General features: G+C 47.4%; 17 protein-coding genes. 14 read left to right on the top strand and 3 right to left on the bottom strand.

Annotated elements, in window-relative coordinates:
* Positions 1-14 precede the first annotated feature (14 nt).
* Together P3C17_RS02675 and P3C17_RS02680 are read left to right on the top strand one after the other, a co-directional pair.
* A complete protein-coding gene (locus P3C17_RS02675) occupies positions 15-743 on the top strand; it encodes a methyltransferase (RefSeq protein ID WP_300927977.1) in 729 nt (242 codons plus the stop codon).
* Positions 744-746: 3 nt separating this feature from the next.
* Entirely contained in the window at positions 747-1,922 is a 1,176-nt protein-coding gene (locus P3C17_RS02680; RefSeq protein WP_300927978.1) for a crosslink repair DNA glycosylase YcaQ family protein, read from the top strand.
* A 6-nt stretch (positions 1,923-1,928) separates the two neighbouring features.
* On the opposite strand, the gene P3C17_RS02685 is transcribed toward P3C17_RS02680, so the two are convergent.
* From P3C17_RS02685 to P3C17_RS02695, 3 genes are all read right to left on the bottom strand, one after another.
* Positions 1,929-3,623: a pectinesterase family protein gene (locus P3C17_RS02685; RefSeq protein ID WP_300927979.1), complete on the bottom strand. Its 1,695-nt coding sequence runs from the start codon at positions 3,621-3,623 to the stop codon at positions 1,929-1,931.
* Positions 3,624-3,627: 4 nt separating this feature from the next.
* The gene (locus tag P3C17_RS02690; RefSeq protein ID WP_300927980.1) at positions 3,628-6,096 is read right to left on the bottom strand and encodes a glycoside hydrolase family 88 protein; all 2,469 of its coding nucleotides are present in this window, start codon (positions 6,094-6,096) and stop codon (positions 3,628-3,630) included.
* Between the two features lie 113 nt (positions 6,097-6,209).
* A complete protein-coding gene (locus tag P3C17_RS02695; RefSeq protein ID WP_300927981.1) occupies positions 6,210-8,987 on the bottom strand; it encodes a TonB-dependent receptor in 2,778 nt (925 codons plus the stop codon).
* Positions 8,988-9,433: 446 nt separating this feature from the next.
* On the opposite strand from P3C17_RS02695, the gene P3C17_RS02700 reads away from it, so the two are divergent.
* The 12 genes from P3C17_RS02700 (at position 9,434) to uxaC (ending at position 23,584) form a co-directional block, all read left to right on the top strand.
* Entirely contained in the window at positions 9,434-10,192 is a 759-nt protein-coding gene (locus P3C17_RS02700; RefSeq protein WP_300927982.1) for an SDR family oxidoreductase, read from the top strand.
* A gap of 24 nt (positions 10,193-10,216) precedes the next feature.
* The gene (gene kduI, locus P3C17_RS02705; RefSeq protein WP_300927983.1) at positions 10,217-11,059 is read left to right on the top strand and encodes a 5-dehydro-4-deoxy-D-glucuronate isomerase; all 843 of its coding nucleotides are present in this window, start codon (positions 10,217-10,219) and stop codon (positions 11,057-11,059) included.
* Positions 11,060-11,209: 150 nt separating this feature from the next.
* Entirely contained in the window at positions 11,210-12,226 is a 1,017-nt protein-coding gene (locus P3C17_RS02710) for a TRAP transporter substrate-binding protein (protein ID WP_300927984.1), read from the top strand.
* A complete protein-coding gene (locus P3C17_RS02715) occupies positions 12,219-12,719 on the top strand; it encodes a TRAP transporter small permease (protein ID WP_300927985.1) in 501 nt (166 codons plus the stop codon). The genes P3C17_RS02710 and P3C17_RS02715 overlap by 8 nt, the downstream gene beginning before the upstream one ends.
* Positions 12,719-14,014 (top strand): TRAP transporter large permease, encoded by a 1,296-nt coding sequence (locus tag P3C17_RS02720; protein WP_300927986.1) that lies wholly within the window; start codon positions 12,719-12,721, stop codon positions 14,012-14,014. Before P3C17_RS02715 ends, P3C17_RS02720 begins: the two co-directional genes overlap by 1 nt.
* Before the next feature lie 8 nt (positions 14,015-14,022).
* Positions 14,023-14,799, top strand: a complete 777-nt coding sequence (locus P3C17_RS02725; protein ID WP_300927987.1) for an IclR family transcriptional regulator — start codon at positions 14,023-14,025, stop codon at positions 14,797-14,799.
* 12 nt (positions 14,800-14,811) lie between these two features.
* Positions 14,812-15,852, top strand: a complete 1,041-nt coding sequence (locus P3C17_RS02730; protein WP_300927988.1) for a LacI family DNA-binding transcriptional regulator — start codon at positions 14,812-14,814, stop codon at positions 15,850-15,852.
* Between the two features lie 102 nt (positions 15,853-15,954).
* Positions 15,955-18,918, top strand: a complete 2,964-nt coding sequence (locus P3C17_RS02735) for a two-component regulator propeller domain-containing protein (protein ID WP_300927989.1) — start codon at positions 15,955-15,957, stop codon at positions 18,916-18,918.
* Positions 18,919-18,966: 48 nt separating this feature from the next.
* The gene (locus P3C17_RS02740; protein WP_300927990.1) at positions 18,967-19,122 is read left to right on the top strand and encodes a hypothetical protein; all 156 of its coding nucleotides are present in this window, start codon (positions 18,967-18,969) and stop codon (positions 19,120-19,122) included.
* Positions 19,109-20,548, top strand: coding sequence for a glycoside hydrolase family 28 protein (locus P3C17_RS02745; RefSeq protein ID WP_300927991.1), 1,440 nt, complete (start codon positions 19,109-19,111; stop codon positions 20,546-20,548). The genes P3C17_RS02740 and P3C17_RS02745 overlap by 14 nt, the downstream gene beginning before the upstream one ends.
* Positions 20,549-20,602: 54 nt before the next feature.
* Positions 20,603-22,150 (top strand): altronate dehydratase family protein, encoded by a 1,548-nt coding sequence (locus P3C17_RS02750; RefSeq protein WP_300927992.1) that lies wholly within the window; start codon positions 20,603-20,605, stop codon positions 22,148-22,150.
* A gap of 9 nt (positions 22,151-22,159) precedes the next feature.
* Positions 22,160-23,584, top strand: coding sequence for a glucuronate isomerase (uxaC, locus tag P3C17_RS02755; protein WP_300927993.1), 1,425 nt, complete (start codon positions 22,160-22,162; stop codon positions 23,582-23,584).
* Positions 23,585-23,592: the final 8 nt, after the last annotated feature.

The following is a 23,592-nucleotide window of genomic DNA, read 5'->3' on the forward strand; positions in this document are numbered from 1 at the left end:
AAGTAAGGACAGTAGTGAGCGGCTTTTGGTGTAAAGAATTTTTTGTTGGCCACGACCGCTGTGCGATGAAAGTCAGCACTGACGCCTTCCTGTTGGGCGCCTGGGCAACTTTACCCAAGGCTGGCACTGCACTGGATATAGGCGCAGGTAGTGGCATTTTGTCTCTGATGCTGGCGCAGCGACTGCAAAAATTGGGGTTGAACCCTATGGTTTATGCAATAGAGCTGGACCAGGATGCGGCCTTACAGGCGCAGGATAATGTGGCGGCCAGTCGCTGGGCGGCACAAATCCAAGTCATTCAGGCCGATATTCTAACCTATGCGGCGACGGATAACCAACCAGAGCATGGATTTGAGCTGATTATCAGCAATCCTCCCTATTTTCAGCAGAGTTTAGGCGCTTCAGATCCAAAGCGGCATCAGGCCCGTCATACCGATCGCTTGTCTTTTACTGATTTGGCTGTTGTTGCCAAAAAGCTTGCTACAGCTGATGCACATTTTTGCTTAGTGTTGCCTGCTGATGCAGATTTTGTCTCTGTCGCAGAACAGGCTGGCTGGACTTTACAGCGGCGTTGTCTGGTTAAAACCGCTGCGCATAAAGCGGCTAAGTTACAGCTGCTGGATTTTAGTGCCAGTGCCGTATCCAGCCAGGTTGAACAGACAGAACTCTTGATACAGCAAAGCCCAGGACAGTACAGTGATGACTATCGAACCCTTCTGGCCGATTTTTATTTAAGGTTTTAACTTATGACTGCTTCCTGCCCCTTTAGCCCAAAAGAGTTACGCCAGTTGGTGTTACAGCACCAAGGGTTGCTTCAACCAGCGTCAGGCAAAGCAGCTGTGGCAGAGGTTCTGAAGCAAATTAGCTATGTGCAGCTGGATTCTATTTATGTGGTGGAACGGGCGCATCATCATGTGCTGTATAACAGAGTAAAAAACTATCAGCCGAAGCTGCTGGACAAAGCGCTGGAGCAAAAACAAAGTTTTGAATACTGGTCGCACGCCGCTGCATTTTTACCAGCCGAAGATTATCGTTTTAGTTTGCAACGCAAACTCTTACTGCAAAACGGCAACAACCACTGGTTTAACCCTGAACAGCAACTGATGAATGAAGTGCTGGCCCGTGTTGAAGCCGAAGGGCCGCTGAAAGCCAGTGATTTTATCAGCTCTGGTCAGAAAAACGGTGCCTGGTGGGACTGGCAGCCGGCTAAACAGGCGCTGGAGCAGCTATTTATGCAAGGCAAGCTAATGGTGGCCAAAAGAGACAAGTTCCAGAAGGTCTACGATCTGGCGGAACGGGTTTGGCCTGATCATCATCAACATCAGCCACCTACAGACTCTGAGTTTGCTGATTATTTAATAGAGCGTTGCCTGCAAAGTCAGGCCGTGGCGACAGTGCAGCAGATAGGTTATCTGCGTAAGAATATGCAGTTGGCGTTAAAGCAGCAGCTAAAACAACAACTGGAGCAGAGCAGGCTGCAGACTTTTCTGCTGGATGGAAAAACCTGGTACTACAGGCCTCAGTTAGCGCTTACTAACGGTTTGCCTAATAAAGTGCCCAATAAAGTCTGGTTCTTGTCGCCTTTTGATAATTTAGTGATCCAGCGCGACCGGCTAAAGCAGCTGTTTAATTTTGATTACCAGATTGAAGTTTATGTGCCCGCCGCCAAACGGAAGATTGGTTATTACAGCCTGCCCGTGTTGTATAAAGACCAGTTTATAGGCCAGGTCGATGTTAAAGCAGACAGAGCTAGCAAAATCTTGTTGCTGCAGCATTTAGTGTTGGATGAGCAGGTGAAACTGACGGATGCATTAAAAGTGGCTTTGACCAAAGCTGTGCTGGACTATGCCGCTTTTAATGGGTGTGACTCCTGGCAACTGGTGAAAACCAGCGCCAGAACCCGCGACTGGTTTGTCGGTTAAAGCCGATTAGAGTTTTGTTCTGTAGATATACCTGGCTAGCGGATGTTGTTGTTTCTGTAGTTCCTGTACAAAAAGCTGAGCCACTTTAGAGGCTCCTTGCACTGACAAATGGGTGTTGTCGGTTTTGCCATCCGGGAACTTCTGATACAAGCCAGCTGGCACCTGAATAAAATACGGCTGACTGCCAGCAGGGCCTAACTCTTGCCATAAATCGCAGCTTTGCTGCTGTAAATCAAAAAAGTCGATTTGTGCCAATGCAGCTTGCTGTTTAGCTTGGGCTGCATAAGCTGCTAAATCCCGCTCTAAAGTTTTACCTTTAAAATTCCGCCTGCAGATAGAACTGGCAAGTAGTGGAATGGCGGCTTTGGCTTTGACCTCGCGGATAAACTGCTGCAGCAGCTCTGGGTAACGCGTATTCACTTCGGCATAACGCTTAGGGTCGTCTTGTTTTTGATCGTTATGACCAAACTGGATCAGCACATAATCACCAGCTTGCAGCTCATCGAGCAGCATTTGCCAGCGACCTTCGTTTAAAAAACGTAAAGTGCTACGGCCATTGGCCGCTAAATTGATGACTTGCAACTGCGGCAACATAAATTCAGGTAATAACTGACCCCAGCCACGCTCCGGATAAGCCAGGTTGGTTTTATCCGACATAGTGGAATCACCGACCAGATAGAGTTTGGCAGGCATAGGTTGAGCTTTGGCTTTTAACCAGCTACGGATGGTTTTTAACAACAGTTCTGGTTGCCACTGACCCTGATAGACCCAATCTTCGGTGATCTGAGATACTGCTTTAGGCCAGTTGTTTTGCAGCCAGCCGTAATTGGCACCACTAGACCCACTAAAATAACTACGCTCGCCCCATAAGTTAGCCCTGTCGCGGCTGGGTTCATCCGGATAGGTTTTACGGAATATAGGCTTATCCGCCATCAAGGGGGAATACTGATTATTCTGCAGGTAAAACTGGGCGTCATAATGACGACGGCCGAGTAAAAAGCCCTGAATACCAGAGAGCTTCGAGTCTGTGACCACTAACTTCGCGTTATGATCCAATTCGCCATCGTGCCAGAGTGAGGCTTCGGTGGCCTGACTATAAAACTGGCTTTGCTTAACCCAGGCTGTGCCGCGTGGGCAAACATAATCGACATGGCCTTCAAAGTAGCAGTTGCTGTGGTAATACAATCCTTTTTTATTCCATAAGCTTAAGCTGTCGGCGCCACCTGCTATCACTCGGCATTGGTCTGTGATGATACGGCTGGCTTGCTCAAAACCACGAATGGCAAACTGATGATCATGATCGCCATAGACTGCGCCGTAGCTGTTAAATACAGTTAAATCTAACAGCACTATATCCGAGGCTTTGATATTAACCACGGCAGAACCCCAGTCGTCTGAGTGCTGTTTTAAATAGTTTTTACGAAGTTCCGGAAATTCTATAGTGGTGCTGGTTTTGCCGCTGCCCGCCAAAACCACTTTGTCGCGATTAAGGTAGAGCTTTTCTTTATAAATACCGGGGCCAATCTCTATCAAAGCCCATTCTTTGGTCGAAGGTAAGGAGTCCAGCGCCTGTTGAATGGAGTTAAAAGGCGCTGAGCCATCTAAAGCCACCTGCAGGCGCAGTGGTTGCTCACTGGCGTGCAGGTTCAGGCAAAGCAGGTACAGCGCCAGTGCACTCAGCCAGGCAGTAATAAACTTCATCAGTTTAGTCTTTTAACAGCTGTGCCATTTGCACACCAGCCATAATAAAAGGCCCTGTGCCTTTGCTGTCGTTGCGGTAGATAGGCTCACTCATGTAATAATGATAGCTACCGTCGCGACCTGCACCTAAACCTGCGACCTGCACCATAGTGGTCAGGCTGATGCTGCCATCCGGATGCACCAGTACAAATTCATTTAACAGGCCTTGCCAGGCTTTTTTACTGATCTGCAGGTACTGCTCTTTTGGCAAATAACCTTTGTTGATGGCTTTAGCATAAAAATAAACAAACATGCTGCTGCCGCTCGATTCCAGATAATTACCACGCTCACCGGCTTTATCCATAATCTGATACCACACGCCCGTTTCGGCATCCTGATACTTGGCTAAATCTGCTGCCAGTTCGGTGACCATATTCAGCAGTGGCTGGCGTAATTCGGTGTTATCCGCTGGTATATAATCCAACACATCCACCAGTGCCATAGCTAACCAGCCAATAGCACGACCCCAGAAGTAAGCGGAGCGACCTGTTTCTTTATCAGCCCAATCCATTTGTTTGGATTCATCCCAGGCATGGAAATACAGGCCTGTTTTGTCGTCGCGTAACTGCTCCCGGGTCACGACAAACTCATGCACGGCTTGATCCAGGCTGGCACCTTGCTCAAACAGGCTGCTGTAATATGCTAAAAACGGCATGCCCATATAAACCCCATCTAACCACAACTGATGCGGATAAATATTTTTATGCCAGAAAGCGCTGTTTGAGGTTTTAGGATGATGCTTTAACTGCTCACGTAAGGCTTGAGCTGCCAGTTGATATTTGGGCTCTTTTGTTTGTTCAAATACCCGCAGCAGCAGGTTACCGCTATTGATACTGTCGATATTAAATTTGCTGGCGTCATAGCTGTGAATGCTGCCGTCTTCGGTGACAAATGTATCTGCCATTTTACTGATCACGGCCTGATAAGCTGGATCTGCGGCGTATTTATTTAAATCATCAAAAGCCTGGATCAATAAGCCTGTGGTGTATTCAAAGCTGACAGGGCGATCTCGCTCAGTGTCCCAACCACCCCAATAATACTGGCCTGCCTGACGATTCAGTTCAGAGTTAGCCAGTTGCTGGCTCCAGTATAAAGCCCGTTCGCTGGTCAGAGGCTGACTGGTTTGGGCTTTGGTAAGTTCTGTTTTTAATCTCAGGCGCGGCGTTAGAGTTAAACGCTCCACTTCCTGCTGCAAATACTCAATAAACTGTTGTTCGTTAGTAATGCCATTCAGCTCATGTTGCCAGGCACCTAACAGGTAATACTCCAGATGTTGCCCAGATACACTCATCACAGCTACATGGTTATGTTCGTCTGTAGTTAATTCTTTGAGCTTGCCGCGTTTAAATAAAATCGCCATGCCCAAATTGGCGCCATCCAGACTTTGTTTGCCATAAGTTGCCAGGTAAGTGTAGGTATGGCCGCTGCTTTCCAGTGTGCCTGTTAACAGCTTAGTGTCAGGGAGTTTTACTATACCCAGCGCCAGATTATCCAGTGGCTGGCTTAAGGTCAGACGATTTTGCAGCAAACGGCTGCCTGCTGTCATGGATAAATGTGCTCTGATATCCAGAGTTTTACCGGCAATTTGCCAGTTTTTGTAGTCTATGGTCAGAGCTGAATACAGAGCGCCATTTTCGATAATATTAACAGTATGGCCGTCCAGCTTGGAGACTCGTTCTACTTTGCTGCCATCCCAATAGCCAAAACCACCGGCGCCTACAGCTTTGCCTACTTTCAGTACATCCATGCCCCAGTCTGCTGGTTCATGGTAAGACTGGTAGCCGTCTAACCCCACTTGAAGCAGCACAGGCTGACCGGTTTTATTGCCAAAAATATCAAAGCCATTACGCCAGTCGAGATAAATACGATAAGCCACTTTATCGGATTCAATGCCCGGGCCTTCGTAACGGATAAATTCACTGTGATCGGTGTACTGTGGCGGGGGCGTCAGATGCTTTACATTTTCAAAATGGCCACCTATATATTTTTTGTCTTGCCACTGCCCGCCGGTTTTTTGCGAAATTTCAGCCTGAGTTTGTTTTGGCAACTCTGTGGCTGTGCCTGCAGTGATTTGCAGTGCTAAGGTTTCACCAGCGCTCAGAGTAGGGCTGATAAGTAAGGTATCTTTTTGACCATCAGCGTTGCGGTCAATCCACTGTGAAGGCAATGGGCCTTTTGCACTGGTAGCAATAAAAGCCGAATTCTGCACTGTGCTTTCTGTTAAACCTAAATCTGCAGCAGAAACATAGATGGCTTCTTGCACTCTGGCGAAATCAGAGGGGTTATGAATGCTTAAGCTGGCGACAGATGCGGTGGTAGCAGGCTGAGCAACCACTGCCAGTTGTTCCGGTGCTGGGGCTGGTTTACCGCAGGCTGCTAAAAAACTTAAGGTGAGGCTGGAAATCAGCAAAGGTCGCTTCAAGACATAGATCACGGCTAGTACCTATTGTAAAAGTAAAACAAAATCGTGACTTGCAGCAGAGCACCACAAGTCACGCCAAAGCCGCCATCCCTGGCTAAGCGATGAGATTCTTATCCAAAACTGGATTAGAACTTGTATTGAGCGCCTAAGTAGTACTGACGACCCGTTTCATGGTAGTAAGTCAGGCGGTCACCCGCTGAATCTACCCATTGGTCATCTACTTCGTCGGTCAGGTTCAGTGCTTCAAAACTGATTTTCCAGTTGTCGTTTAACGCATAGGAAACCGATGCATCCACGTTAGTGGTGGCGTTGGTGCCTTCCATATCGTTGTTATCACGACCTACTGCTGTGGTCAGGTATTTACCACGTTTCGCCATAGAGACTCGGGCATTTAAAGCTTCATGTTCGTAGTAAATAGTGGCGGCAGAGGTATTTTTTGACAAACCATTTAAGTCACGTGTGGCCTGTACTACACCGGCTGCGTTGATATAATCCATCTGCGCGTCGACATAAGTGTAGTTAGCAATAAAACCAAATCTGTTCCAGAACTCAGGCAAGAAGGTGAAAGGTAACTGGTAGCTGACTTCCATACCTTTTAAGTCACCACCAGGGCCGTTCAGTGGTGTAGTGACTTGCCAGTCTACATTTTCATTACAATCTGCATTGTAACCAGGGCCAGCAGTACAGGCGTCAATAGCAGCCTGAATAGGTAAACCCGTTTCAGTAAAGGCTTTGGTTTCACGTAAAGTCTGGACATGGCTGTCGATATCTTTGAAGAAAAATGCCACACCCAACATCGATTCGTCAGAGAAATAAAATTCAAAGCCTAAATCGTAAGTGCGGGCTTTGGTTGGCTCCAGTTGTGGATTACCACCACCTACAGAACGACTGCCGCCTGATACAGAAACCGATACATCAGGACGAATAGCACCTAAACCAGCTCGTGCCATTACTTCTGCTGCGCCAAAACGTATGATCACATCTTCCCAAGGCTCTAAAGCCAGGTTAAGGGACGGCAATACTTCGTTGTAATCATGTTCTGCAGTGATCTGAGTTGGACTGGCTGCAATTGTCGCCCAGGCTGTCGATTTCTGGTCTGATTTGACATGACGTACACCTATATTACCCCGTAAAGGCATATCAGCAATGTCTGTATCAAAACCTAATTGCAGGTAGGTACCTAAACTTCTTTCGTTGGCTGAATAGTTATCAGGACGACGGAAGTCTGCACTAACGGCAAACTCGCCTGTGTTGCTATAAATATCATACTGGGCATCAATGGCCGCAAAATCAGGCACTAACCAGACCGGCTGGCTGCCTAAACCTGAATCATGTTGTTTTAACAAATCCGGGGTATAAACAATACCTGCACCATTTTCAGATCTGCGACGGGCTTCGTAGGTTTCAAAGCTAAAATCTTTGTAATGCAAACCCGCTTTTAACGTCATATTGTCGGTGAGCAAATAAGTAAAATTCAGCTCAGCCGTATCAAAAGTATTTTCTGCGCCCAGTGGACGTAAACGTACACTGTTGGAGGTCCAGCCATTTGGATCAAATACACCGGCGCCATAAGTCAGAGCCGGGCTTTCTCTGTTACTGCCACGATAATCATATGCAAATTCAACACCTGATTTCTGTGCTACCAAAGTGGTTTGTACCGGGTTGTCAAATTCTGAAGTTGCAGAGCCTACCATGGCATCCATGCTCAGGTTATCTGTCAGGTGTTGCTTCAGCGTCACGTTGTACTGCAAAAATTCAGTGCTGAGTTCGTCAAAGCGGTTTTCGGCACGGATAGTGGCATTTTCAAAACTACCGTAAGTCATGGTATTGGTATTATCGATAAAATAATCCAGCACATTCATACCACCTGTAATGCCTGATGGTGGTACGTCTGGCCCGGTGATGTTTGCCCCGGCGTTTAAAATACCCTGTAAAAATACTTCGTTACGGCTTGCATCTGTTTTTGCATACAAAATATCTACATCAATTTTAGTATCGTCATTCAGTCTGAACTGAAAAGACGAACTTAAGCCCAGGCGGTCCATATCATGGGTGTAGGAGTCATAACGTGGTAAACGTGGTCTTGCAGCGGCGTTAATTTCAGCTAATTCCGGAGCATCTGCATCACCTTGATAACTACCAAAGTCATTGACACTGTTCCAGCGTACTGTACTGGCACCCTGATCTTTTAACTGACGTTCTGAATAAGAAGCGGAAAATAAAGCGCCAATTTTACCGTCAGCAAAAATATTGCTGACTAAAAATGAGGTTTTAGGATCAGATTTTTCCGACAAGTCGTTGTAACCCATCTGGCCTGATGCTGCAAAAGTAAAACCATCGTAGTCAAAAGGCTGAGCAGCTCTTAAATCAACAGTGGCACCTAGTGAACCTTCTTCGACATCAGCTGATGCTGTTTTACGCACGGTCAAAGAGCTGAATAAATCTGAAGAAAAGGTATTGAAGTCAAAACCACGGCCACGGTTGGCGCCACCAATCTGGTCTGTACCACCACTGGTCGACACTGCTTCCATACCGTTGATACGAACACGGGTAAATTCAGGGCCCAGGCCCCGCACTGAAATTTGACGGCCTTCACCTGCTGCACGCGAAATAGCAATACCTGGAATACGTTGTAAAGATTCGGCCAGGTTTAAATCCGGGAAGTCGGCAATATCTTCAGCCAGAATGGCGTCGATGGCACCATCTGATTGGCGTTTTTGATTTAAAGCGTTGGATAACGAATCGCGGAAACTGCCTTTCACTTCGATCACTTCAATTCTTTCTTCTGCTTGCGCAGTTTCAGCTGTTTCTTGTGCTGATACAGAAAATAGTGAAGTACAACCTGCGATAGCTAAAGCTAAAGCAACTTTATTCGGGTGAAATGGCGTGTTGGTTTTGGCCATGATCTCTACCTCGTCCTGTCTGGTTCAAAGCGTTCAGCCAGTACATGCCAGCTGTATTTTTAATAATGGAAGACGCTTTGTGCGACTCCCTGTTGATTTTGTCTACCGGTGGCAAAAAATGCTTGCAATTTTGTGCCACCGATGGCAAAAAGCTAACACCAAGCTTAGATTACTGTCAAACGTCGCACAAAAAAAAATCAATGATGTTCTGAGGTTTTATTTAGTGTTGATGGTTAACTTGTTGTTTTGTATTGATAATGTTGCACATTTTTGAGCGGGATAAAATAGGTTTTGTTCCAGATGTGAAATTAATTCTGATTGGACTGAACTTCACGGGCATTTTGAGCATTAAATGTGCAATGGTTTAGCAAAGAGTTTAGCGAACGGTTAGGCAATAACCATGCAGTAAAAAAATGCAGTGCTTCAGACAAAAAAGGAGTCAAACAATGTCGGCTTTATTTTCGTTACAAGGGCAAACAGCTTTAGTTACAGGTGCCAGTCGTGGCTTGGGCAAAGCTATTGCACAGGCATTGGCGCAAGCCGGCGCTTCAGTGATTTGTTGCAGCTCTCAATTAGACGGAGCCAGCGCCACAGCCAATCAGATTAAAGCTGAAGGTGGGCAGGCTTTTGCGCTGGCTGCTGATTTGTCTGATTTGGAACAGGTGCGTGCACTGGCACAAAGTGCTTTGGCATTGGGCGAAGTACATATTCTGGTGAACTGCGGAGGCACTATTTTCCGTGCTCCTGCTGTGGATTACCCGATGGAAGAGTGGCAGACGGTGATGCGGGTCAATTTGGATTCGGCATTTTTACTCAGCCAGTTGCTTGGCGCTGAAATGCTTCAACGTGGCAAGGGCAAAATTATCAATATTGCTTCTATGTTGTCCTACAGCGGTGGAATTACCGTGCCAGCTTACACCGCCAGTAAACATGCCATCACAGGGTTAACCAAAGCTTTGGCGAATGAATGGGCCGCTTCTGGTTTAAATATCAATGCGATAGCTCCGGGTTATTTCCGAACCGACAACACTTTTGCCTTACAGCAAGATCAGGTTCGCAATCAGGCTATTCTGGCGCGGATCCCATCTGGGCGCTGGGGAGAACCTGAAGATTTAGCAGGCGCAGCTGTGTTTTTAGCAAGCAGCGCCAGTAATTATGTCAATGGCCATGTGTTGGCTGTAGATGGAGGCTGGCTGGCCCGTTAAGGCTTGCCATAGCAGGAGAATAAAATGAACGTAATTTTTGAAAACCGTTTTGCCACAGCACCCTTGGATGTCAAACACTACGACACCGAAAAGCTACGGCAAAACTTTCTGATCGACAACCTGATGCAGGCCGATCAACTAGTGTTGTGTTACACCCACTACGAACGTTTGATTGTTGGCAGTGCTGTGCCTGTTCAGGCTCCCGTCCTGTTGCAAACAGTGGACGCGCTGAAAGCTGAGTATTTTCTGCAACGCCGTGAACTGGGTGTGATCAATGTCGGTGGCACTGGGTATGTGGAAGTCGATGGCAACAAATACGAGCTGGCGAACAAAGAGGCGTTGTATGTCGGTATGGGCTGTAAAAATGTCAGTTTCCATAGTGTAAACAGCGAAACTCCGGCCAAATTCTATCTAAACTCCACTCCTGCACATCATGCTTATCCGGTCCAGCATGTGCGGATGGCCGATTGTAAAAAGCTAGAGATGGGCGCTTTAGCCACCAGTAACGAGCGCATTATTTATCAGTTGATGATTAAAGAAGTAGTGCAAACCTGTCAGTTGCAAATGGGCTTAACAGTGTTGAGTCAGGGTAGTGTCTGGAACACCATGCCTGCGCATCAGCATGACAGGCGGATGGAAGCCTATTTCTATTTTGATCTGACCCCAGGCCAGGCTGTGTGCCACTTTATGGGCGAGCCTAAAGAGACCCGCCATTTGTGGATGGGCAATGATCAAGCTGTGGTCTCTCCACCCTGGTCTATTCACAGTGGTGTGGGTACAGGCAGCTACGCCTTTATCTGGGGTATGGCTGGTGAAAATCTGGATTATCACGATATGGATAAATTTGGCCCTGATCAATTGAGATAAGGACCACGAAGCCCTGGGGAGGGCTTCGTTTATCAGTAATAGCTTAGTAAAACAGGGCAGCAATCACTGCAATAGACAGTGTGCCCTTCGACAGCGCCAGCCTTACGAGCGCTGACTTATTATAAAAATGCAAAACAGGCAGGTTAGACGATGAAATCTTTTTCACTGCGCGGCGTATTGCTGTGCTGCGGTTTGGCGACTCTGCTATTCACTACAGGTTGTCAGCGCCAGCAAGAGCAGATCACCTTACGCATGGGCCATTCACTGGATCAGGAGCATGTGGTTCACAAAGCTATGGTCCATATGGCAGAACGGCTGGAACACTACTCCAAAGGCCAGATGCATATTCAGATTTACAGTGGTGGGCAGCTTGGTTCAGAACGTGAGCTGATTGAACTGCTGCAGATTGGCAGCCTGGCTTTAACGAAAGTGTCGGCCAGTCCGCTGGAAGGTTTTGTGCCTAAGATGCAAGTATTCAGTGTGCCTTATGTGTTCAGAGACAGTGCGCATTTATGGGCTGTACTGAATGGTCCCATAGGCCAGGATTTACTCAATTCGATGCAAAACGCCCGCTTGCATGGTTTAGGTTATTACGACGCGGGCAGCCGCAGTTTTTATACCACCAACAAAGCTGTGCATCAGCCTTCTGATTTAAAAGGTTTAAAGTTCCGGGTGCCTAATAGCCAAACTGCAGTGCAGATGGTGCAAACCTTAGGTGGCGCTGCGACTCCTGTTGACTGGGGTGAGCTCTATACCGCATTACAGCAAGGTGTAGTGGATGGTGCTGAAAACAATCCGCCTAGTTTCTATTTATCCCGTCATTACGAATTATCCAAATACTACAGTCTGGACGAACACACTTCAGTGCCAGACGTGATTTTAATAAGTTTACCTGTCTGGAAAAGCCTGAATGCGCAGCAGCAAGGCTGGGTGCAACAAGCCATGAATGATTCAGTGCGTTATCAGCGCGAGTTGTGGCAAGAGGCCAGTGATGATGCCTTAGCGAAAGTCAAAGCTGCTGGTGTGGAAGTGATTTATCCGGACAAAGCCGCTTTTGCCGAAGCAGTACAGCCACTGCATCAATCGCTGCAAGGCACGGAAGTGGGCGATTTGATGGCGGAAATTGCGTTGATCCAGGCTGAAACAGCAGGAGCGTCCAATGACTAAATTAGTGTTGTGGGTAGATTGGTTGTTAAAGCGCAGTTTAATGCTGCTGATGGCCACCATAGTGCTGGTGGTGTGCTGGCAAGTGTTGTCACGTTTTTTACTGACCAATCCCAGTTCAATGACCGAAGAAATTGCCCGTTGTTTATTATTGTGGATTGCCATGTTAGGCGCAGCTTATGCCTACCGGACAGGCCAGCATTTAGGTCTGGATATAGTCACCAGCCGGATGCCATCTTTGTGGCAGCACCGTATCGCTTTTGTGTTAACTGCTGCTGTGGTGGTGTTTGCGTCCATAGTGATGGTGTGGGGCGGTGGTGAACTGGTGTGGCTCACCTGGGAGCTGAACCAAATGTCAGCAGCACTGGGTATCCGCATGGCCTGGATCTATATGGTCTTGCCTTTAGCCGGGCTCTTGATCGCTTTTTATGGGGTATGTCAGCTACGTTGTCTGGCGGAAAAGATTCAATTAGTCCCGGCAGAGGAGGCTGAATAATGGAATGGTCTGTACTTATTTTAATCTCTGTATTTTTTACCTTGTTGTTACTGAATGTACCTATTTCATTTTGTATTGGTTTAGCCACTTTATGCACCATGTTGCTGTCGATGGATTTGCTGCCAGCTGTCACTACCCTGGCGCAGCGGATGGCGGGTGGTTTAAATAGCTTTGCCTTACTGGCTATCCCGTTTTTTGTGTTATCAGGACTCTTGATGGGGCGGGGCGGTATCGCCAAACGATTAATTGAAGCAGCTATGGCTTTGGTCGGCAGCTTGCCAGGTGGCTTGGCGCTGGTGAATGTATTGTCCTGTATGTTATTTGGCGCTATCTCAGGTTCGGCAGTTGCTGCGACTTCTGCTATAGGCAGCTTTATGGTGCCTGAGATGAAAAAGCAGGGCTATGATGTCAACTACAGTGCTGCTGTCACTGCCGCGGCTGCGACCACAGGCATGTTAATTCCCCCTAGTAATATTATGATTGTTTACGCCATTGCCAGTGGTGGTGTGTCTATTGCCGCTTTATTTGTGGCTGGTTATTTACCGGGCATTTTGTTAGGTACTGCTTTAATGCTGGTTTGTGCTGGCTACGCCAAAATGAAAGGTTATCCGCTGGCGGCCCGCTTGCCTTTGTCTTTAACCTTCAAAAAGCTGGCTGCAGCTATTCCTAGCTTGTTGATGATAGTGCTGGTGATCGGCGGCATTATCAGTGGTGCTTTTACTGCGACTGAAGCTGGTGCAATAGCAGTGGTTTATTCATTTATTCTTGCGGTCTGTGTGTATCGCGAAGTGAAAGTGAAAGAACTGCCGGCTATTTTACTGAAGTCTGCTGAAACTACAGCCATAGTGATGGCATTAATCGCCACCTCTGCTGCCATGTCCTGGATATTATCCTACGAAAACATTCCGCAAACTGTCAGTCAGGGTTTACTGACCTTAAGTGAAAATCCGCTGCTGATTTTATTGTTAATCAACATTATTTTGTTGGTGGTAGGTGCCTTTATGGATATGACGCCAGCAGTGCTGATTTTCACGCCTATCTTCCTGCCAGTGGCGGTGGAGCTGGGTATGAGCCCGCTGCACTTTGGCATTATGATGATTTTGAACCTGTCTATTGGTTTAGTTTCCCCTCCTGTTGGTAGTGTGTTGTTTGTCGCTTGTGCTGTGGCCAAAACCAAACTGGAAGCATTGATCAAGCCGCTGCTACCTATGTATCTGGCTATGGTGGTGGTGTTATTGCTGGTGACTTATGTGCCAGCCATCAGTGAATTCTTGCCTAATCTGTTTGGGCTATAGGAGCTGTTATGACCAGTTATTTGATCCCAAATCTTGCCAATGCCTGCCGCATGATGGAGTTAGTGGCGGCATCAGGTTCTGGTTTAACCTTATCCCAGTTGGAACAGCAACTGCAGGTACCCAGAACCAGTGCTTTTCGTATTTTACAAACCCTTTGTCAGCAGCAAATGTTGTACAAAGAGGGCAAAAAATACCGGGTGGGCAGCAGTTTATACAAGATGGGGCTGGATTTATTGCAGCACCATCATTTGCATCAGTTGGCTGTGCCTGTGCTGCATAAATTGACGATCAGTACAGGACTCACCAGCCACCTGGCTTTGCCTCGGCCCGATGGTGCTTTAATAGCCGAAGTCTGTGACAGTCCAAATCCCAGCCATCTGGCAGCCAGACCGGGTTTTTTAGCGGATCTGCATTGTTCTGCCGGTGGCAAAGTGTTTTTGGCTTTTAACTACTTTGATCAACTGGCTACTTTACCGGGGTTGCAGCAAATGAGCGCCAGAACAGCACAAAGCATTACCGATCTCAATCGCTTGCGGGTAGAATTGCAAAGCGTTTTGGGCCGGGGTTATGCACTGGACGATCAGGAGTATCAAGCCAACGTACGCTGTATTGCAGTGCCTATCCGCAATGCGCAGGGCATAGTGGTTGCTTCTGTTGGGGTGACAGGTTTAAGCAGTATTTTATGCAAACAACGTCTACCTTTGTTGGTTGCTGCCGTAAAACAAGCTGCTATCGATATTAGTCTCGCGTGCTACAGGCCTGCTTTGCTGGCCAATGATAAATAACAGGACAAGTGGATGATACAAAAAAGTTCGACCATTAATGATGTAGCCCGTTTGGCTGGTGTGTCCAAGCGCACAGTGTCACGGGTGATTAATGGCTCTTTAAGTGTGGGAGACAGTACCAGAGTCCGGGTCGAAAAAATTATCGCTGAACTGAATTATTCGCCAAACACTCAGGCTCGTGGCCTGGCCTCAAGCCGCTCGTATTTATTAGGCTTAATTTACGACAACCCGGATGCTTTGTATCTGGATGATGTGCAACGTGGTGTGCTGGAGATTTGTTCTACGCTGGGCTACGAGCTGGTGGTGCATCCTTGCCGTTATCGCAGCGAAACTCTGGTGCAGGATTGTCTGAATTTCATCAACAGATCCAAGCTCGATGGTGTCATTGTGTTACCTCCGGTTTCCGAACTTGAGTCTTTGGCTGAAGCGCTGAAAAACGCAGGACGGCCTTATGTTCGCCTGACTTCTGTGGCAATAGACGAACCGCAGCATATAGTGGTGTCGGACGACCGCTCTGCTGCTGCCGAAATGGCGCGTTATTTTGCTCAGTTAGGCCATCAGGACATAGCTTTTATCAGCGGTCCACAGCGTTATAAGTCGTCGACTGAGCGGATGGAAGGGTTTAAATTGGGTTTATCTGCTTATGGTATAGCCCTGAAAGCCGATCGCATTATGGAAGGTAATAATACCTATGAAACCGGTATTGAATGTGCCCGTAGTTTGCTAAGCCAAAGCCCTTTACCAACAGCAATTTTTGCCAATAACGATCAAATGGCCGCTGGCGTGCTGAAAGTAGCGCATCAAATGGGGATAGCTATTCCACAGCAATTGTCGGTGGCTGGTTTTGATGACAACTTACTGGCGTCCAGAGTAATACCTGCTTTAACTACAATCAGACGTCCGGTACGACAAATGGCGCAGCTGGCGACCACCAAAATGATTATGGTGATTGAACAAAACGATAAAGCAGCACAACAAGTCGCAGCGAAAGTTGCACCGACTCTGGTTGTGCGGGAATCCACAGCCCAGGTTGCAACAGCAGTTTCTTCATAAGTTCAGATGAATTTATAGTTTTTTAGTTTTCCCGGTCAAAAAAATAGAGTAAGGTAACTTTATTAGAAAAAATGAAACCATCTTTTGACTGGGATGGCGCTGATGTCTATTTTTGCAGAATTTATCAAAATATTACCTAACAAAAACTTCAGTGGCATAGTCACTGTACTTCTACTACAGCTTTTTTTGGTTCTGCCATTTTCTGCCACTGCCGCAACAGCGGCTTTAACGGATTACTTTCGCGAAAGCTGGAATACCCGCCAGGGCTTGCCCCACAACACTATTAACAGTATTAGTCAGACTCCGGATGGTTACCTTTGGTTTGCTACCTGGGAAGGTGTCGCCCGTTACAATGGCCGTGAATTTAAAGTGTTTGGCCGTGAACAACAAACCGGGTTGCCAGACTCTGGCATCCGGGCTTTGCATCTGGATCCCAAAGGGCGTTTGCTCGTTGGCGGATCCCGTGGTGGTTTGGCTTTGTTACAGGATCAGCAATGGCGTCCAGTGGATGCCGTATCTTCTTTAGTCAATGAAGTTAGAGGGGATGCCAAAGGACAGCTATGGGTGGGTACTGAAGGCGGAGGTTTGTTTTGTTTGCAAACGGACGGCTCTCGCCAGCAATGGACGCGGCACCATGGTTTACCCAGCAACACCTTGTACAGCCTGCTGCATGATGATAACCAAGGGCTCTGGATTGGCACAGCCGAAGGCTTAGCTTATTTGCATCAGGGCAAACTCAGTACTGTGGTCAGTAGCCCAAAACTTCCGGTGTTCGCTTTGGCTTATTACCAGGGAAAACTTTATCTCGGTACTGAACGTGGCTTGTATCAGCAACAAGAGAACGACTTTGTCTTAGTGCTGCCTGAACTGCATCAAACCGCCATCTCCAGATTATTAGTCGATCATCAGGGGGATTTATGGATAGGCACAGTCGAAGAGGGCGTGTTTCGCCTGAGTAATTATGGTTTAGAGCAACTGACAGCGCAGCACGGCATGCCGAATAACAGGGTGCTGGCAATCTATGAAGATAATGAACACAGCATCTGGCTCGGTACCAATGGTGGAGTGTTCCGTTTACGGGATGCACCTTTCACGACCTTAAGTACTGAACAAGGCCTGCCAGATAATTTTGTCCGCACCGTATTACAGCATTCGGATGGCAGTATCTGGATTGGCACAGCGCGTGGAGTGGCGCGTTACAAAGACGGCCGATTGCTTGCTGAAACTAATCTGTTGCCGGAGCAGTCGGTGTTAAGTTTAGCTGAAACACCAAAGGGAGATGTGCTGATAGGAACCTACTCTTCAGGAGTCTTTCACTATAGCCATGGCACCTTGACCAAATTGCTGGACCGCAATTCAGGTTTATTGTCCAACGAAGTCAGGGCCATTTTACCTTTGACTGATGGAGATATTTGGCTCGGGACAGCGCAGGGACTCAACCATTATCAGCATCAGCAGATGCGCAGTTACACCACTCGCGAGGGCTTGCCTGCAGATTTTGTGATAGCGCTGCACAAAACAAAGGATGTGTTGTGGGTGGGGACTGGCACTGGTGTCACCCGTCTGGTGAATGGCAAGTTTGAGCCTTTACCTTTGTCGGTTTTAGATCAGGCCGAGTATGCTTTTGACTTTTATGAACAACCTGACAAAAACTTGCTATGGCTTGCGACAGACCGGGGCTTGGTGCGTTATCGATTAGATACAGCAGAGTTGGCAATGGTAGGGCGTAAAGCCGGTATGCCTTTTGATAAATTTTTTCAGGTGCAGGCGGACTTGCATGGCAACTTCTGGTTGAGCAGCAACAGAGGCATTTTACGTATCAACCGTCAGGACGCGAATGCGGTAGCGGACGGCACCTTAGCTAATATTTCCTTTGATTTGTATGGTGAAAGTGACGGCATGCTCAGTGCGCAAGCCAATGGTGGATCAAACCCTGCTGCTATGATGGCAACGGATGGCGCTTTATGGTTTGCCACTGCTTCAGGTGTCAGCCGGGTGCAGCCCAGCCGTTTGGCTGCATTTGCTGAAGCTATTCCTCCTGTGGTTCTGGAAGAGCTGCTGGTGAATGGGGTTGCGAAAAAAATCAGTGGCAGCATTGAATTACCACCGGACAGTGACAGGGTGGAATTGCATTTCGCTGGTTTAGGTTATGTGATGCCGGAACGTATTCAGTACCGCAGCCGTTTAGTTGGGTTTGATGCTAACTGGCTGGACAGAGGCAAACAGAACTTTGCTGAATACACCAATCTGGCGCCGGGTCGTTATGAATTTTTGGTGCAGGCAGCAAATTCGGGTGGTCCTTGGAGTGAAGCTGCCCGCATAGAACTGATTAAACATCCACACTGGTGGCAAACCCGTCATTTCCAGTGGTTGGGCACCTTATTTACCATAGCAGTGTTGTTGTTGCTGCTGTATTGGCGTATGTCCAGCCTGCGCAATTCAGAGCAGCGTTTAAAGCGTCAGGTTGCAGAAAAAACGGCAGAACTGCAGCAAAAAGCCAATAGTCTGCAGGCTGCAGATGAAGAAAAATCAGCTTTGTTGGCTCAGTTACACCAGCAGACTTTAGCTTTGGCTTTGCAAGCCAGGCAGGATGGTTTGACTGGGCTTGCTAATCGCCGTGCTTTTGATGAGGTGCTGAGTAAAGAATTTATGCGTTCACAACGATTAAAGCAGTCGTTGGCTTTGGCTTTTATCGACATTGATCACTTTAAACAGATCAACGACACCTGGTCTCATAATGCCGGTGATTTGGCATTAGTGGCCATAGCAGAAAAAATCCGTCAGCACTCCCGCTCCGTCGATTGTGCTGCCCGTTGGGGGGGCGAAGAGTTTGCGTTACTGATGCCATCGACCAGTCTGGAACAAGCACAGTTAGTATGTGAACGGTTACGACTGGAGATTATGGCACTGGACTGGCTGGATATAGCCGAAGGTATCAGTATTACCGTCAGTATAGGTATTGCCATCAGCGACGAGCTGAATGACGCTAAACAACTGCTGTTTTTAGCCGATCAGGCTTTGTATCAGGCCAAACAACAAGGTCGTAATCGCGTCTGTGCAGCCTGAGTTTAAGGCTTTTCCCTGCCTTTTGGGTTCAATAATGGAATCTTGCCTTTGAAGTTCTCTGACCAGTTGCCATCGGTGGCAAAATTTTTTGTCAATCTCTTGCTACCGGTGGCAAATGCGTTATTATGCTTTTTAAATAAGCATAAAGCAGAAGAAAACCCATCGCTTTATGCAGAAAAAGGGAAAACTAATGCTGATACCTGATCTGAAAAAACGTTTTTTACTCAAAGCTTGTGCTGCTTCGGCGGTACTGCAACCTTTGTTAAGTTTTAAAGTGACGGCTGCTGCACCTAAAGTTGTGGACCCTGTCTGGGCTGTGGCTGAACAAATACTGCGGGATATAAAACTTACATCCTTTGCACAGCGGGATTTTGTTATCACTGCTTTTGGTGCTGAAAAAAATCAACGTTGTGATTTAGCTATTAAAAAAGCCATAGCCGCTTGTCATGAAGCTGGTGGTGGTCGTGTGGTGGTGCCTGAAGGTGTTTGGTCCACTGGTCCTGTGCATTTAAAATCCAACGTGAATTTACATCTGCAAAAAAATGCAGTCTTGTCTTTTGTCACAGACCCACAAGCTTATTTACCGGAAGTCTTTACCCGCTGGGAAGGGGTGGAACTGATGGGGTTTTCACCGTTAATTTATGCTTATCAGCAACAGAATATAGCGGTGACAGGTGAAGGTATTTTGGAAGGCAATGCCAGTAGTGAAAACTGGTGGCCCTGGAAAGGGGTATGGAAACATACACCATGGAAGCTGGACCCTGCAACGGACCAAAAACCAGGCCGTGATCAGCTGTTTGCTATGGCTGAAGCTGGTGTGCCGGTTGAAAAACGTTTTCTGGACAATAACAGATTAAGGCCACCTTTTATTCAGCCTTATGGCTGTGAAAGGGTATTGATTGAAGGCGTCACTATTCGTAATTCACCCTTTTGGCTGATCAACCCTGTGCTATGCAAAGACGTGGTGATCCGGGGTGTGAACTGTGTCAGTTTTGGCCCCAATTCCGATGGCTGCGACCCTGAATCCTGTCAGCGTGTGCTGATCGAAAACTGTTTGTTTGACACAGGGGATGACTGCATCGCTTTGAAATCTGGCCGCAATGCGGAAGGCCGCCGTTTAGCCAATCCTATACAGCAAGTGGTTATTCAGGATTGTCTGATGAAATCCGGTCACGGTGGTGTAGTGATTGGCAGTGAAATCTCCGGTGGTGCTAAGCAAATATTTGCCCGCCGTTGCCGCATGAGCAGCCCGGATCTGGAGCGGGGTTTACGCATTAAAACCAACTCAGTGCGGGGCGGCTTAATTGAACAAATTGCGGTAGACGATATTGAGATTGGTGAAGTGAAAGATGCCATTGTGATCAACTTCTATTACGAAGAAGGGGATGCAGGCAACTTTTTACMTGAAGTCAAAGATCTGAAGATCAGTAACTTCAGAGTGAAAAAAGCCCAGCGTGCTTTTGAAATTCGTGGCTTACCCCGTGCTGGTATCAGCGGTATTCAGATGACGGATGTTAGCTTTGAGCAAGCAAGCTTAGGTGTATTAGAACATAGCAGTGATTTTAAACTGGAAAACGTCAGTCTGAATGGTAAAGCACTCACTGCTGCTCTGTTAAAGCAGAGCAGCTAGTGTTTTTTTAAATTCAATTTGCCACCGATAGACAAGCTATTTAGCAGGTTAAACATGACAGAACAAACAAAAGGTTGTAGCCCACATATTGCCGACCCCGCGGCTATTCAGCTGAGCCTGTTACAGGTGCATCCACGCGATAATGTGTTGGTGGTGTTGCAGCCTTTGGCTTCAGGCCAATCTTTAATTGAACCCTGGCACGAAGTACAGGCAAAAGAAGATATTCAGCCTGGTCATAAAGTGGCATTGAAGTTGATTAAAAAAGGCGAAGCTGTGATCAAATATGGTTACGCCATAGGAGTCGCTCAAGAAGATATTCCCTCTGGCAGTTGGGTGCATTCACATAATCTGAAAACCTTATTGTCCGACCAAATTGACTACCAGTATCAGGGCTGCAACGCTGAAGATTTAGCTTTCCCAGCCGAATTGCCAACGCATTTTATGGGCTATCGTCGCGCCAATGGCAGAGTGGGGACCCGCAACGAACTGTGGATCTTAAATACTGTGGGTTGTGTCAATCGGGCTGCAATGAAAATTGCCGAAAAAGCCAATCAACAGTTCTCCGGTTTAACGGACGGTGTCTTTGCTTATACCCATCCTTTTGGTTGCTCTCAGTTGGGTGACGATTTAAACCATACCCGCGCCGTATTGGCTGGGCTGATGCAAAACCCCAATGCCGGTGCTGTGCTGGTGCTGGGTTTAGGCTGCGAAAACAATCAACTGGCGGCTCTACTTAAAGCCTGCCCTGAGTTGGATCAAAGCCGTTTACGTTCTTTCAATGCTCAGCAAGTGGAAGATGAATTAGAGCAAGGCCTGGAAGCCGCAGCAGAACTTATTCAACTGATGCAACAGGACCAACGCACTGCCTGTCCTGTGTCCGATTTAGTGGTTGGTATGAAATGTGGTGGCTCAGATGGTTTAAGTGGGTTAACTGCTAATCCGCTGGTGGGCCGTATTGCCGATTTAGTTTGCGCTGCTGGTGGCAAAGTGGTGCTGACTGAAACCCCTGAAATGTTTGGTGCCGAACAAGTGCTGATGAGCCGTGCTGTCAACGAGGCGGTGTTTTCCGACATAGTCAGCTTGGTGAACGACTTTAAACAGTACTTTATCGACAACAAACAGCCTGTGTACGAAAACCCAAGCCCGGGCAATAAAGCCGGTGGTTTAACCACGCTGGAAGAGAAATCCTTAGGTGCCATTCAAAAAGGCGGTTCAGCCAAAGTGACACAAGTGATCCCTTATGGCGCTTTAGTGCAGCAACACGGCTTAACTTTACTGCAAGGCCCAGGCAATGATGCGGTGTCGTCCACTGCTTTAGCAGCCAGCGGCGCGACAATGCTTTTGTTTACCACAGGCCGTGGCACACCGCTGGGGTTTCCTGTGCCTACAGTAAAAATTTCGTCCAACAGCGATTTAGCCAAACGTAAACCTCAGTGGATAGATTTTGATGCCGGCGCTTTGTTGCAACAAGGCCAGAATGCGCAGGATTTCTCTTACCAGTTTTTCCGCTACCTGATCGATATAGCTTCAGGTAAGCCCACGCAAAATGAATTATCAGACAACAAAGAAATTGCCATTTGGAAAAATGGCGTGACCCTGTAAGGAATTTATATGGCCAACTTTAAACCTTTAGTACTTGATCAAGACAGATTATTTCCGGCCGATCCAACAGTTCGCGCCATAGCCCGACGTTTGTATGCCGGCATTAAAGACTTGCCTATTGTCAGTCCGCATGGTCATACAGACCCAAGCTGGTTTGCCAGCAATGCCAATTTTGACAATGCCACCAGCTTACTGCTGCTGCCGGATCATTATGTGTTTCGCATGCTGTACAGTCAGGGGATTTCGCTGGAATCTTTGGGGATCCGCACTAAAGACGGCACGCCGGTTGAAACGGATTACCGCAAAATTTTCCACACTTTTGCCAAAAATTATCATTTATTCCGTGGCACACCTTCACGCATTTGGCTCGACAGCGTATTCCATGACGTCTTTGGTTTGGAGCACGCATTAAACAGCGATACCGCCGATTTGTATTACGACAGTATTAACGAGCAGTTGGTCAAACCTGAATTTAAGCCCCGTGCTTTGCTGGACAAATTTAATATCGAACTGATTGCCACTACCGAAGGCGCAGTCAATTCGTTAAAACACCATGCCGCCTTAAAAGGCACAGGTTATGAAAAACGGGTGATCACCACCTTCAGACCTGACGATGTGATAGACGCCGACCGTGCTGATTTTCTGAGTAATATCAAAAAACTGGCCGAACAAACAGGTCAGGACACGCATAGCTGGCATGGTTATTTACAGGCGCTGCGTATTCGTCGACAGTTTTTCCGCGACCACGGCGCTACGGCGACAGATCACGGTCATCCAACAGCCAAAACAGCCAATTTATCAGAGCATGAAGCAAGTGCTTTGTTTCAGCTGTGTTTATCAGGTACTGCCAGCAAAGAGCAAACCGAGTTGTTCCGTGGCCAGATGCTGACGGAAATGGCTGGTATGAGTAGTGAAGATGGCATGACGATGCAAATTCACCCTGGTGCGTTTCGTAACCATAACCCATCTATTTTTGAGCGTTTTGGTGCCGACAAAGGCGCCGATATTCCAAGCCCGACTGAATTTGTCAGCAACTTAAAGCCTCTGCTGGATAAATACGGTAACAATGCCGCTTTGAAAATTATTCTGTTCACCCTGGATGAAACTACTTATGCCCGTGAACTGGCGCCTTTGGCTGGCCATTATCCGGCGTTAAAACTGGGTCCTGCCTGGTGGTTCCATGACAGCCCTGAAGGTATGTTGCGTTTCAGGCATCAGGTCACTGAAACCGCTGGTTTTTACAACACTGTAGGCTTTAACGACGATACCCGTGCGTTTTTGTCTATTCCTGCCCGCCATGATGTGGCACGCCGCATTGATTGTCGCTTTTTAGCAGGTTTGGTGGCTGAGCATCGCTTAAACGAAGATGAAGCCCATGAACTGGCACAGCAGCTGACCTATCAGTTGGTAAAACAAGCTTATCAGCTGGATTAAAAGGACAA

This window comes from Rheinheimera sp. 1928-s (assembly GCF_029269265.1).
GTDB lineage: Bacteria > Pseudomonadota > Gammaproteobacteria > Enterobacterales > Alteromonadaceae > Pararheinheimera.